Consider the following 12576-nt stretch of genomic DNA (forward strand, 5'->3'; position numbering starts at 1 on the left):
AGCATAAAACCCGTGTCCAGAACCAGGGGTCAAGCCCCTGCTTTCGCCAAGTACATTTCCGGCATGCAGGTAGCAGAGTCCTGGGCGCGCATTGTTGCGTGGTGCCGAGAGCACGCGCCGGCCACGGCGGAGGCGATCCGCCCGCCAGCGGGCGCTGCGGCGCTGGAACGAGCGCAGGCCGCCACAAGGGGGCTATGGCCGGAAGACCTGCGCACCTGGTACACGCTGGCCGACGGAACACAGCGCACCCCTGCCGGCTATATCCTGCCGTTCTACTGCCCGCTGCCTCTGGACGCGGTGATGTCGCATTGGTCGATGTGGCAGGAGGGCTGGGCGCGCATCGCGGCGGAGCAGGCGAGCCGACAGGAGGAAAACGCTCGGCGGGTCCGTGCGCTGGGTGGCACTCCCGTCAACCCTTACGACGTCAACCGCCTGGAGGCGCAGCCCGCCGGAACCGCGGCGTACATGTTCCTGCCGTCCTTCGTGCCCATCGCTGAGGACCAGTCCGGCGCGGACATGTTCGTCGACACGCGGCTCGGGTCGATGCGCGGATGCGTGACCGAGTTCCTCAAGGGCGACGCCGACACTGACGGACCTAAGTGGCCCTCGGTCACGGCGATGTTGGCCGACCTTGCGGAGGGGCTCACGGCCGGCCGGCCGGTCGGCGGAGGGCAGCCGTCCGTGTCAGATCAGCAGCTGCACTGGCAGGTGGCCGCACGGAGCTGACCGGATCACCGGCCGGCGGACGTCCCGGTCTGCCCTGATCGACACGTCCTATTACCGTGACGCCGACCAGTTCCCCGCCAGAGAGCGATTTTGGCGGGCCGCCGTCATCACGGCAGGGTGAGGAAGCTTCTGGACTGGATCGCACGGCGTGTGGCAGGACGGCAGGGCCGACTGCCAGTCGCAGGAGTTCTACCCGAGCCACCGTGATTTGTAGAAGGCGACAGGTGGAGTACCCGATCTGCCAGAAGTGCGGCGTGACCGCGGGCGATAGGAGAGTAACGAGAGGTGGCACGCAGACCAGGAGCGAGTGCTGCGCGTGATCGACAGAACGTTGCGAGAGCTGGACCGCCAGGTGCGGATGGCCCGGCCGGACCGGCCTCGCTGACGGAAGATAGCCACCACGCGTGAGGTGGGTGACTGACTCGAAAATCACGGAACGCGGGGGCAGGCGGTAGCGTCCGGCGCAGCGGAGCGGAGCCGGACTTGGGGTGGTCGTTGGGTGTCAGGCTGCGGCGGGTTGGTCGGGTCCGGGGGTGAGGGCGACCTGTTGGCCGGTGAGGTGTACGAGTTGTCGGATGAGGTCTGCCGATGGCGACGATGGCGCGTTTTTGCCGCGTCGCCGGGCGAGGCGGCGGTAGCGTTCGCTGAGGAAGGTGTCGGCGCGGGCCAGGCCAGCGATGATCTCACCGAGGGTGCCGGCCAGCCAGGGGTTGCCTTTGCCGGTGGAGGCGATCTTTGCTCGGCCGGCTGATTGTTTGTCGATCAGGGCGAACTTGGCCCAGGACACCAGGTGCGCGGCGGTGGGGAACACGGCCATGGTCACGCGGATCTCGGCTTGAAGATCATCAGGCGCAGATCCGGCACAACTGGGGGCGGAACGCCGAGGCGATGTGCTACTTCTTCGCCCACCTGCATAACGAGCGGTTCGGCGGCTACCCGGATACCGGCTCGGGCATCTCCCGCGAGTCGGGCCGTAATCCCGGCGGGTGGTGAGATCCGCCAGCCGCAACAGGCGGGAAACCTACTCGCTTCCTGAAACGATGCCTGCCAGCATGTCCGGGTGAATTCGCCCATGATCACCCTGCGCGCGATGCGTTCAGACGAGTACGAGACCTACACGACGCGACGGGACCTGGAGTACGTCCAGGCCCTCGCTGAGTCAATGCCGGCCGAGGCCGCGATGGAGAAAGCGCGACAGGATCGAGCCCGGTTTCTGCCCCAGGGATTGGCGACGGAACGCCATCGCATTTTGGTAGCCGAGAACACCAGAGGCCAGGTCGTCGGCTACGCCTGGGTCGGGCTCGAGGAGCCACGAACCAAGACGACCGACACAGCGTGGCTCCACGACATCAGCGTGGAAGAGCCCTACCAGCGATCCGGCTATGGGAGAGCGATCCTCGCGGCGGTAGAGGCGGTGGCACGGGAAGCGGGTGCGATTCGGCTCGGGCTTAACGTGTTCGGCCACAATGCGCCCGCGATCTCGCTGTACCAGACGTGCGGCTACGAGGTCACGACCCAACAGATGGCGAAACGCCTGTAGTAGATAGGGCGGCCCGCCGCGACAGCGGGACGGTCCGCATCCAGTCCGCAAGAGGTCCACGGACAGTGGGGGAGCGGTGAGAGATGTCGGAAGGCATTTCCGCTGCTATACGTCCATGTGCCCGGGATAGATCTCGCCCTTATGGCAGCCAGTCCGCGGTCTCGCGGTGGCGTCCGAGGCCGACCGTTTCGAACTCATCGCGGTACCCGTCGTGTTCGACTCCAAGACGCGCCAGCAGTTGACAGATAGGGCTTCCTTGGGGAGGGAACGGTTCACTCTCACCCAGGTACAGCGGCCCGAGCGCCAACTCGCCAGCAACCCACAGGGCCGCGCGCTGGCTGCCCACACCCCCGAAGAAGTCCGCCTCGACGTAGCCGACCGGTCCCGCTGAGGACCAGAACGCCAGCTCACGATCGAAGCCGCCCGGCAGCTTCCAGAACCCGAGTACCCGCTCCGTCGTGCCGTCCGTGACGGCGTCGAACAGCTCATCGGTCATCGGCACCAGCGCGAGGTCATGCGCCAGCGGCACGAGCACCGCAGCCGGCCACTGGCTCACAGCGGCGTGCAGAGCGCCGGCGGAGCCGATGAGGGCCTCCAGCGTGTAACCCAAGGACCAGCCTCCTTCTGCATTCCGTCGACGTGGCACCTACGCCGCTAACCTAGATCAGTCGCGGTCGCCTCGGCGAGCCCGTTGGCCGATGCCGGGGGAGCGGGTTGGGGAGCTTCGGGATGCGGTGAGCCGAGGCGCCGCCCGCGTTGCAGTAGAGGGACCCCAGTACCCCTGTCCGGCGCCCACCGGCGCGGGTCCTGCGCGACGAGGATTTACTCCGCCGCCCTCGCCGCCGGGGTGCAGCGCATCCACGTCGAGTCGCCGGCTGAGCTGCGGCGCCTCGGCGGGTTGGCCGCCGCCGCGGGCACGTCGGCGCGGGTGTTGCTCCGGGTGAACCTGCCGGTGGACGTGCCCGGGGCGAGCCTGGTCATGGGCGGCGGACCTAGCCCGTTCGGCATGGACCCGGCCGATGCGCTGGAGTGGGTCCGCCGCCCGCCCGCCGGTGTCGAGGTGCGGGGAGTGCACGCCCACCTGGCCAGCGGGCTGGACACCCCGCTCGCCGGCGCGGTCGCTGCCGCCGTTGTCCGCTGGTCGGTCACCGAGGTCGGCGCGACGGAGGTCGACGTCGGCGGAGGCATGGCGGTGGACTACACCGACCCCGCGGCGCGCTTCGACTGGGCGCGCTACGGCCGGGCGCTGGCCGACGTCCTCGACGCGTACCCCGACCTGCGGCTGCGGATCGAGCCGGGCCGGTCGGTCACCGCCTACTGCGGGGGGTACCTGGCCGAGGTGGTGGACGTGAAACGCTCACACGGCGAGTGGTTCGTGGTGGTGGGGGGCGGCACGCATCACCTGCGTACGCCGGCGGCGAAGGGGCATCCGCAGCCGTTCACCGTGCACCGCCGGCACGGTGCCAACGGTCCCCGCACCGACGGCGGGCCAGTCACCGTGGTCGGGCAACTCTGCACCCCGAAGGACGTGCTGTCCCGCTCGACCACCGCCGGACCGGTGGGTGTGGGGGATGTGCTGGTCTTCGCCATGGCAGGGGCGTACGCCTGGAACATCAGCCACCGCGACTTCCTGCTGCATGAACCGCCGGCGTTCCGGGTCGGTGATCCACACAAGGTGGCCGCCGAGTGGGCGGCCCGACCGATCCGGCCGTGAGCAGGAGTATCAGCGTTGGGGAAATGAGCGCACTGGTGCGGGCACTGCGATGCCTACCTTGTCGCCTGGGCGAGGTGCCCGGTTGCCGGGGACGCGGGCCACGAGGCGGGTGGTCTGGTCGACGAGGTCTAGGCGGACCATCGCGTCGGCGCCTTGGTAGGTCACCGACGAGACCGATGCCGTGGTGTCGGAGGGTTCGCGCAGGACGAGTTGCTCGGGTCGAACCATCACGAGTACGTCGCCGGTGGCCGGTTCGGCCAGGTCGAGTTGGCCCAGACTGCAGTGGACGGTCCGGCCGGCGGCCTGTCCGCTGAGGAGCATGGCGTCGCCCAGGAACCGGCCGACCTCGGGCGTGGCCGGTGCGCCGTACACGCCGGCCGGGCTGTCGATCTGGGCGAACCGGCCGTCGAACATGACGGCCACCTGGTCGGCGAACGACAGCGCCTCGGCTTGGTCGTGTGTCACGAGCACGGTGGTTGCGCCCCGCGCGGCGAGAGCGGCACGGGTGGCCTCGCGGGTTGCGGCGCGCAGTGCGGTGTCGAGCGATGAGAACGGCTCGTCGAGCAGCACCACTGATGGCTCGCGGGCCAGGGCCCGGGCGAGTGCGACGCGCTGCTGTTGCCCACCCGACAGCTCATCCGGGCGGCGGCGGGCCAGGCTCGGTGACAGGCCGACGAGCTCGAGCAACGGCTCAACCTGGGCCGCTCGGCGCCGTTCGGCCCGCGGCAGCCCGAAGGTGATGTTGCCGGCGACGTCGAGATGCGGGAAGAGTGCGCCGTCCTGTCGGACGTAACCGATGCCGCGCCGCTCCGGAGCCACCAACGCCGGGCCGTCGGTGAGCACCTCGCCGCGTACCTCGATTCGCCCGCGGTCGGGCCGGATGAACCCGGCGATCGCCCGCAGCAGCGTGGTCTTGCCGCTGCCGGAGGGACCGAGCACCGCGGTAATGCCGCCGGCGGGAACCTGCAGATCGACCTGGTCGAGTACCGGCGGGCCACCGTACCCGACGGTGAGCCCGGTGACGGAGATGCCGGCGCCGCTCATCGCTGGTCCAGGATCTGCCGGCGCAGCAGGATGGTGAGCGGGGCGGACAGGGCGATCATCGCCGCAGCGTACGGGGCGCTCGCCACGTAGTCCAACTCGTCGCTTGCCGACCAGAACGCGGTGGCCAGCGTCTCGGTGCCAGTCGGGGCGAGCAGCAGGGTCGCGGTGAGTTCGGTCGACGTCGCGAGGAAGACCAGCACGAATCCGGTCAGCGCCGATGGCAACACCAGCGGAAGGACCACCCGGATGAGGGTACGGAGACCGGACAGCCCCAGCGAACGCGATGCCTCGAGGAGCTCGGGCGGAGCCGCGGCCAAACCGGACCGCCAGGCGACCATGGCGCGGGGCATGAAGAGCACCGTGTAGGCCAGCACCGCGAGTGCGGCGGTCTGGTAAACCGGACGGGCCCACTGCACCGCCAGCGTCACCAGCGCCAGCCCGATCACCACCCCGGGAAGGGCGCTCGCGATGTAGGTCACCCGCTCCAGCGCGGTCGCCAGTCGAGACGGGTACCGATGCAGCAGCCACGCAGCGGGCAGCGCGGCGACCGACGCCGCCAGGCCCGCCAGCACCGCAAGGCCGACGGTCGAACCCGCCGCCGCGAGCAGCGGGCCAACGACCACCGCGCCGGACGTCATCGCCCGCACCAGCCAACGCAGCACCAGCACCAGCGGAACCAGCAGCGCCAGGCCGACCAGCGCGACGAGCGCGGCGGACGCCGGGATGGTCCACGCGCCGAGGCGGTAGGCGACCGGACGCTGCCGGGCGCCGGCGCCCATCCGGGCGATCCGTGCGCGGCCGCGCAGCGGCACCTCGAGGGCCAGCAGACCAATGCAGAGCAGCACCAGTACTGCGGCCAGCAGACTGCCGGCGGCGTTGCTGAACCCGACCGCGAACTGCTGCAGGATTGCCGTGGTGAAGGTGGGAAACCGCATCATCTGCAGGACGCCGAACTCGGCCAGCAGGTGCAGGGCCACCAGCAACGCGCCACCGGTGATGGCCGGACGCAACTGCGGCAAAGCCACCCGCAGTACCGCTCCCAGACTGGATGCGCCGAGCGACCGTGCGGCGTCCAAATGCCCCTGGTCGAGCGCCCGCAGCAGGGCCGCGGCCGGCAGGAAGACGAACGGATAGTAGGCCAGGGCGGTGATGAACACCGCGCCGCCCAGCCCCTGCACCGCCGGTAGCACCGACGTCCAGGCGTAGCTGCTGACGAACGCCGGGATGGCGAGCGGCGCCAGCAGCAGCGTGCGCCACACGCCGGCTCCCGGCAGTGTGGTTCGCTCCACCAGCCAGGCCGCACCACAGCCGAGCAGCACGGTGATCGGAACGGTCAGCAGGAGCAAGAGCATCGTGTTGCCGAGCAGTTCGGCCGTCCTCGGCCGCAGCAGCAGCCTCGTCGCCTCGTCGCCAGCGGCAGAAGCCTGACCGATGACGACCAGGACCGGCAGGACCATCACGGCCGCGACCAGGACCGCGGCCGCTACGACCAGCCGCGGCCTGCGGGTGGACCGGCGGGTGCGTACGACTGGCCGGGTTACCGGTTCGTCGTACGAGGCGGCGGGCGACTCGCGAAGGTCAGATGATGCCGACATCGGTCATCAGCTCGTTCACCTTGTCGGAGTTCAGCGTGAAGGGGTCGACCGGCGGTGCCTGCAGGCTGTTCAACGGCGGCAGCGCGGGCGCCGAGGCGACACCGCTGCCCACGGCGTACTCCATCGACTGGGAGTCGACCAGCACTTGCTGTCCGGCCTTGCTGGTGATGAAGGTCAGGAACTTGTGGGCCTCGGTCGGCTTCTTCGTCCGGGCCAGCACAGCGCCTCCGGACAGCGACACGAACGCGCCGGGGTCCTGGTTGCGGAAGTAGTGCAGGGCCGTGTTGGCGCTGCCTTCCTTGGTGCCGGCCTGGTCTCGGTACCAGTAGTAGTGGTAGATCACGCCGCAGTCGATCTCACCGGCGTTGACCGACTTCATCGTGGCGATGTTGTTCTGCAGCACCCGGGCGTTGGACTTCAGACCGTGCAGCCAATCAGTGGCCTTCTGCTCGCCCTGACCGGCGAGCATGCCCGCGACGATGGCCTGGAAGTCCGCACCACCGGGGGCGCATCCCCAGCGGTCCTTCCACTGCGGCCCGGCGAGATCCATCAGCGACTTCGGCAGGTCGGCCTTGTCGAGTTTGGCGGTGTTGTAGACCAGCACGGTGGACCGGGCGGCGATCGAGGTCCACGCCTTCGACGACGGAGTCAGATTGGCCGGCACCTGCCGCCGGGTCGCCTCGTCCAGCGGGGCGAGCAACCTGTTCCGCTCGACCAGCGTCATCGCCGGACTGTTCTCGGTGAGGAACACGTCGGCGGGCGACGCGGAGCCCTCGGCCACGATCTGATGGCCCATCGAGGCGTCGGAGCCCTTGCGGATCTGCACCTTGATGCCGGTCGCCGCGGTGAACGCCTCGGCCCACGCCTTGGTGAGGTTCTCGTGCTGCGCGGAGTAGACCTGTAGCGAACCGGGGTCGGCGACGTACCCGTCCTCGGATTTCGACCCGCACCCCACCAGGCCCACTGCCCCGAGGGCCCCCAGGCCGGTCAGGAACGTGCGTCGACGCATGTCATGTCCTCTCTCACGAGTTGCTTCGCCGCCACGCGACGACGGATGACTAGGACCACAGGCAGAGGCGACAGCCACCGGCGCAGGACGTAGTTGCCGACCGCACAGAACCCCAGGCCGGCGGCGATCGCGGCCGCGAACTTGATGATCGGAGAGTCAAAGAACGCGAACACCTGGAACTGCACGAGGTAGATGTGCAGCGAGGCGGCCGCCAGTGCGCCAAGCGGACGGACGAGCAGCCGCGGTACCGGTAGCGCGGGAACGAGCGCCAGCAACGCGAGCCCGACCATGATCGCCAGGTTGCGGCCGGCGTCCCCGGCGAAGAAACCAAAGGCGGCGCCAGCGGCGACCGCTGTCGTGACCAGTCGGCGCCTGCGGCTGTCGGCCGCCGCCATCGCGACTCCCGCCACGAACAGCCACGCCACCGTGCCCGGCAGACCACGCAGCGGACCGTCGAACAACGCCAGCACCAGATAGCGAGGCACCAGCAGCACGGCCACGGCGACCATCGCGGTGCGCCAGGGATCGGCGGCGTATGCGGCCCGCAGCCACGGAACAGCCAGCACCGCGACGGCGGCGACCATGATCACCAGGTAGGCCTCGACGAACCAGAAGTTGTTGCCGACCTGGGGCCGGGCGAGCCAATGCACCAGCGCAACGTTCGACCAGTGGCCCGTTCCGAACCCGACCAGCATCACCGCCGCGACGGTCACCGCCGGGACGCCCACCCCGATCGCGATCCGGGCGGTCCGCCGCACGCGCTCCGCTGTCGTCGCCGATGCGAGGACGTACCTGGCGAACAGGAAGCCGGCGACCGCGAGCAGGATGTGCGCTCCGCCGGGCAGCCGGAACAACCCGACATGACTGCCACAGATCGTCACCACGGCCGCGCCGCGCAGGACGACGGTCGTATCGACCCGCCGCACCAGTGGACGCCGCCACCGGGAACGTGGCAGCCGGTCGGCGAGCGCGACCAGGTCGCGCACCGGGCGGTGGTGCCAGTCGCACGGCAGGTCACCGAGCAACCGCGTCAGGCCGACGGACGCCACGACGTGGCTGAAGGAGTCGCCGCCGAGCTCGACGAACGACCGATCGAGGTCGATGCCACCGGGGCCGACAAGCGGCTCCAGTACGGCGACCACCGCGGCGGCGATCTCTGCCTTCTGGCCGGAGGCCTCCGCGACGTGCAGGTCGGCGCTGCGCCGGCGGTCGAGTTTGCCGTTGGGCAGCAGCGGGAGGTCGTTGACCGCGCGGACCGAGACTACCGACCGGCTGAGACCGGAGACCTGGGCGGCCTGGTCGCGAACCTGGTCGGGGGATTGCTCGCAGCGCCGGTAGGTGACCTGAAGCTGGTCGTCGCGGCCGGTGACACAGGACTGCAGCCCCCGGCCGCGCAGGGAACGCTCGACCTGGCCGAGGTCGATCCGGATCCCCATGATCTTCACGAAGTCGGACCGCCGTCCGACAATCCGGACCAGCCCGTCCGCGTCGATCCACGCCAGATCGCCGGTCCGAAGCTCAGTGTGCATCCGACCCAGGGCCAAGTCGTCGGGCTGCTCGGCGTACCCGAGCATGACGCCTGGACCCGTGAACACGAGCTCGCCGACCGGGCCATCGGGCGAACCCGCCGCTTCGTCGATTCCGGCCGGGTCGAGCCGGAACGCCGACCCGGCGATCGGCCATCCCACCGCATCGGGGTATCGCTCCGACAGTTCGGGTGGCAGCACGGCCATCCGCGCGGTGGCCTCGGTCTGGCCGTACATCACCGCCATTCCCCACCCGGCCGCGCGGCCCCTTGCGGCCAGCTCTCGCACCCGCGCGGGCGGCAACGCGCCGCCAGCTTGGGCGAGCAACCGGAGCGAAGGCAGATGATCCAGCACACCTTGGACGTCGAGCAGATCCACCACGTGCGGAGTGGCGGCAACCACGGTCACCCGGTCGCGGCGCAAATCATCGGCGAAGCCGGGGTCGGTCACCGACCCGGGCCGCAGCACGGTGGTGGCACCGGCTCGGAGTTGGGCATGCAGCACCGACAGCCCAAAGCAGTAATGCAGCGGTAGCGAGGTGACCGCACGGTCGGCCGACGTGATCGACAGCGCGGCCGCGATCGCCTCGGCGTTGCTGAGCACGTTGCGGTGGCTGAGCCGAACCAGCTTGGGTGAGCCGGTGCTGCCCGACGTACTGAGCAGCAGCGCCAGATCCGGATGCAGGAGGTGCCGCGATTCATCGGTGTCACTGTTCGGCGTTGCAGTCTCGAAGGTGCCATCCAGATGGAGCCACAGGTCGGGCTGGTAGACCGCGGTGATCGACCGATGCTCGGGCGGGGTGATCAATGCCACGTGCCCGGCCGACATCACCGCCAGATAGCCGAGCACCAGGTCGCGATGCGGGGCCAGCGGCACGTGCACGAGCCGCCGACCAGCCTGCGCTGACGGCAGGCTGGCCGCGAGCGCAGCCACCCGATCGGCCAGCTCCCCGTAACTGAGACAGCCGGCCGAGTCGATAAGGGCAGGGTGATGCGCGTCGGCTGTGTCAGACACCGGGACGGCGACGCGCACCCGACGGGGATCCAACAGAGGCACGGTAGGTGAGGCTAACCTAAGCAACTGTGGCTGTCCAACCGTCACCAACGAGCAAGATCACGGTGTTTACTGTCGGTCTGACGATGGCGCACGTCGGGTTACTGGACGTGCTCGACCACCACGAGCGGCAGCGCGCCGCCAGCACCGTAGCGGAGGCGGATCGCGCTCGGTTCCTGCTCGGAGCGGCACTGCTGCGCACCGTCGCCGGCGCAATGCTCGACCTCCCGGCCGAAGCGGTGACGGTGGACCGCGCGTGCTCTCACTGCGGCCGCTGGCACGGCCGGCCGACGCTGCCCGGCACATCATTGGAGATGTCGGTGTCGCACAGCGGTACGGTGGTGGCCGTTGCCGCCCTGCCCGGCGGCGGGCGGGTCGGGGTCGACGTCGAGCGGACCGGTGATCGGCCGGTGCCGGAAGTAGTCGCCTGGACAATCGCAGAAGCCCAGTTCAAGGCCGGTGGCGGACCGGGCCTGACACTCCACCGGCTGCCGCCCCCTGCGCCTCGGCACGTGCTGACCTTGGCCACCAACCAGGCCTCGGCCACGGTCGAGGTGGTCAACGCGGCGACTCTGCTGCCGCCAGCCACATCATGACAATCCGACCACGGATGGCGGCGTAAGTGACCGGTCGGGCGCCCGTTCTTCTCCGACGACGTTCTCGTCGGGGCGCTGGAGGACAGAGTCGTTCGGGGTGGAGGCACGGATCGTGACAAGGCCGGTTCGGGCTGATCTCGTACCCGAGGGCGCCTGCGGCCTGCTTCCGGCAAGCACAAGGATGGCCTGCACGATCGTGATGTCGCGGCGTGGGCAGCAGCGCGGCTCGGCCGCATTCAATATCGGACCAGCCACTCGTTGCTCGCCGCGATGCGCACGGTGGCTTCTGCGCGCTTCGTCTAGCGGCGTTTGTCCGGGTCCGTGACCGCGGGCTACGATCGGCGCCCGGTCGCCGTCGACTGTCCTCATCTCGGGCCGTTGCTGTTGGCAGCGGTTATGGGAAGGCGCGATTCGCCCTTCGGATCCTAGGGTGGCGTCCATGTCGGGCCGGCGGGAACGCATACGTCGGGAGCTGGGTGGCTTCCTCAAGGAGTATGGCCGCAGCTCTCGGTCTCGCAACGGGATGGATCCGAACGATCGCCAGTACAGTCGCAAACTGGAGACCCAAATCAAGCGGATGCGCCCTGAGGACCTCGACCGCCTGATGCGGGACGACGAAGACGACGACCAGTAGCCACGGACCCTCAGTTTGCAAGGTGCCTTGATCTTCACGCTGGGTTCACGGCAGTGACCATCGAGGGCGCCAAAACGTGAAGGGCTGTATTCTTGGCCTCGCCGGTCCGCCGGTGTCGCCCAGTGTTGTCCATGGGGCACGAATCGGGCACGAGGCCGGCCGGTAGCGCCGATCGCTGACGGCGGTATCGAACGGTGCTCGGTGGCGACAGGGCGCGGCCTCGGCCATGATCGTGCAATGAGCATGCCCGCATCCCTGACCGCATCGCTGCACGACCCCGTCTTCTGGGCGCGTTACCTGTTCGCGCACGAGGGCTGGCCCGGATCGGAGCGCCTCGGCGATCTCGCCGACGTTATTGACGAGCAGGACGACCTTGCCGACGAGGACCAGGACGGCGACGACGGGTCGGAACTGGAGCTGACGGTCGTGTTCGATGTCGGTGGCGGCCACCGGCTCGTGCTCGAGCTCAGCCCGGTCCTCGGTTGTCACAGCCTCGGCATCCTCGATCCGGGTGAAGCGGAGGCGGTCGAGCTGGGCTGGGACGACTGTGCGCACTGGCACCCGTACGCGCTGCGCTGGGCCGAGCTCGAACTGGTTTGCCGGGCTCTGGCTGCACGCGATGCGGACCTGCCGCATCCGGGGCCCGCGCTGGCGCTGCTGTGCCGGTTCGCCGCGGTGTTCGAGGACGACGATGTGGACGGTGCCGTGGCCACGGTGGAGGCTGCTTTCGCCTCGCTGCGCCCGGACGGCTGGACCGGGTACTGGCCGAGCGGCGTCGACTGGCTGGACCGGTCCGACTTCCGTGGCCAGAACGTGACGTGGCACCGCGACGAGGCCGGCTACCGGTGGGCGGCACAGGGCCTCGACGAAGAGCGGGACTTCTACAGCACCCGCGTTACCCCACCCGGGACCGACCAGGGCTTCCCGCACGAGCGGCTCCACGCGCTGCTGGCCGCAGCTCAGGCGGCCAGCGTGGCCCGCTGAGCAACTTGCGTCCGCTTGCTCCTGCTGCCCTGCCTGCCTGCCTGCCTGCACGTCCACGTCCCCGCCCGGCCAGACTTGGCTCATGATCACTGATTTTGGGGCGGTCGACTTGTTCTGACCTGGTGATTTGCCCAGCGGAGTGGGGAAATCTGCGC

General features: G+C 69.5%; 11 protein-coding genes. 5 read left to right on the top strand and 6 right to left on the bottom strand.

All coding sequences use genetic code 11. The annotated features are described in order from the left end of the window. The first annotated feature begins 63 nt into the window (after window positions 1-63). Complete coding sequence (locus tag ONA70_RS17495) at window positions 64-726, top strand: SMI1/KNR4 family protein (RefSeq protein WP_265007507.1); 663 nt, start codon at window positions 64-66, stop codon at window positions 724-726. Between the two features lie 502 nt (window positions 727-1228). On the opposite strand, the gene ONA70_RS17500 is transcribed toward ONA70_RS17495, so the two are convergent. After that, the gene (locus ONA70_RS17500; protein WP_265007508.1) at window positions 1229-1549 is read right to left on the bottom strand and encodes a hypothetical protein; all 321 of its coding nucleotides are present in this window, start codon (window positions 1547-1549) and stop codon (window positions 1229-1231) included. Between the two features lie 249 nt (window positions 1550-1798). On the opposite strand from ONA70_RS17500, the gene ONA70_RS17505 reads away from it, so the two are divergent. Continuing rightward, window positions 1799-2266, top strand: coding sequence for a GNAT family N-acetyltransferase (locus ONA70_RS17505; RefSeq protein ID WP_265007509.1), 468 nt, complete (start codon window positions 1799-1801; stop codon window positions 2264-2266). A gap of 139 nt (window positions 2267-2405) precedes the next feature. Here ONA70_RS17505 and ONA70_RS17510 read toward each other — a convergent pair whose 3' ends face one another. After that, window positions 2406-2876: a hypothetical protein gene (locus tag ONA70_RS17510; RefSeq protein ID WP_265007510.1), complete on the bottom strand. Its 471-nt coding sequence runs from the start codon at window positions 2874-2876 to the stop codon at window positions 2406-2408. Between the two features lie 81 nt (window positions 2877-2957). Between ONA70_RS17510 and ONA70_RS17515 the strand changes: the two genes are divergently transcribed. After that, window positions 2958-3980 carry a type III PLP-dependent enzyme domain-containing protein gene (locus ONA70_RS17515; protein ID WP_265007511.1) on the top strand — a complete coding sequence of 341 codons (1023 nt, stop codon included), beginning with the start codon at window positions 2958-2960 and terminating at the stop codon, window positions 3978-3980. Between the two features lie 9 nt (window positions 3981-3989). Here ONA70_RS17515 and ONA70_RS17520 read toward each other — a convergent pair whose 3' ends face one another. Genes ONA70_RS17520 through ONA70_RS17535 form a run of 4 tightly spaced genes read right to left on the bottom strand, consistent with a single transcriptional unit; the run spans window position 3990 to window position 10201 of the window. Beyond that, a complete protein-coding gene (locus ONA70_RS17520; protein ID WP_265007512.1) occupies window positions 3990-5024 on the bottom strand; it encodes an ABC transporter ATP-binding protein in 1035 nt (344 codons plus the stop codon). After that, window positions 5021-6619 (bottom strand): ABC transporter permease, encoded by a 1599-nt coding sequence (locus tag ONA70_RS17525; protein WP_265007513.1) that lies wholly within the window; start codon window positions 6617-6619, stop codon window positions 5021-5023. The genes ONA70_RS17520 and ONA70_RS17525 overlap by 4 nt, the downstream gene beginning before the upstream one ends. Continuing rightward, entirely contained in the window at window positions 6603-7628 is a 1026-nt protein-coding gene (locus ONA70_RS17530) for an iron ABC transporter substrate-binding protein (protein ID WP_265007514.1), read from the bottom strand. The genes ONA70_RS17525 and ONA70_RS17530 overlap by 17 nt, the downstream gene beginning before the upstream one ends. Continuing rightward, the gene (locus ONA70_RS17535) at window positions 7607-10201 is read right to left on the bottom strand and encodes an AMP-binding protein (protein ID WP_265007515.1); all 2595 of its coding nucleotides are present in this window, start codon (window positions 10199-10201) and stop codon (window positions 7607-7609) included. Before ONA70_RS17535 ends, ONA70_RS17530 begins: the two co-directional genes overlap by 22 nt. A gap of 35 nt (window positions 10202-10236) precedes the next feature. Between ONA70_RS17535 and ONA70_RS17540 the strand changes: the two genes are divergently transcribed. Both ONA70_RS17540 and ONA70_RS17545 read left to right on the top strand, forming a co-directional pair. Continuing rightward, complete coding sequence (locus ONA70_RS17540; protein WP_265007516.1) at window positions 10237-10803, top strand: 4'-phosphopantetheinyl transferase family protein; 567 nt, start codon at window positions 10237-10239, stop codon at window positions 10801-10803. A gap of 871 nt (window positions 10804-11674) precedes the next feature. Further along, the gene (locus tag ONA70_RS17545) at window positions 11675-12421 is read left to right on the top strand and encodes a hypothetical protein (RefSeq protein ID WP_265007517.1); all 747 of its coding nucleotides are present in this window, start codon (window positions 11675-11677) and stop codon (window positions 12419-12421) included. The last annotated feature ends 155 nt before the right edge of the window (window positions 12422-12576 follow it).

The sequence above is a fragment of the Micromonospora yasonensis genome, from assembly GCF_026013475.1.
Lineage (GTDB): Bacteria > Actinomycetota > Actinomycetes > Mycobacteriales > Micromonosporaceae > Micromonospora > Micromonospora yasonensis.

Excerpts from the sequence above, each read along its gene's own strand:
- ONA70_RS17525 (WP_265007513.1), bottom strand. The coding sequence starts at position 6,619 with ATGTCGGCATCATCTGACCTTCGCGAGTCGCCCGCCGCCTCGTACGAC.
- ONA70_RS17545 (WP_265007517.1), top strand. The coding sequence starts at position 11,675 with ATGAGCATGCCCGCATCCCTGACCGCATCGCTGCACGACCCCGTCTTC.
- ONA70_RS17505 (WP_265007509.1), top strand. The coding sequence starts at position 1,799 with ATGATCACCCTGCGCGCGATGCGTTCAGACGAGTACGAGACCTACACG.
- ONA70_RS17495 (WP_265007507.1), top strand. The coding sequence starts at position 64 with ATGCAGGTAGCAGAGTCCTGGGCGCGCATTGTTGCGTGGTGCCGAGAG.
- ONA70_RS17520 (WP_265007512.1), bottom strand. The coding sequence starts at position 5,024 with ATGAGCGGCGCCGGCATCTCCGTCACCGGGCTCACCGTCGGGTACGGT.
- ONA70_RS17530 (WP_265007514.1), bottom strand. The coding sequence starts at position 7,628 with ATGCGTCGACGCACGTTCCTGACCGGCCTGGGGGCCCTCGGGGCAGTG.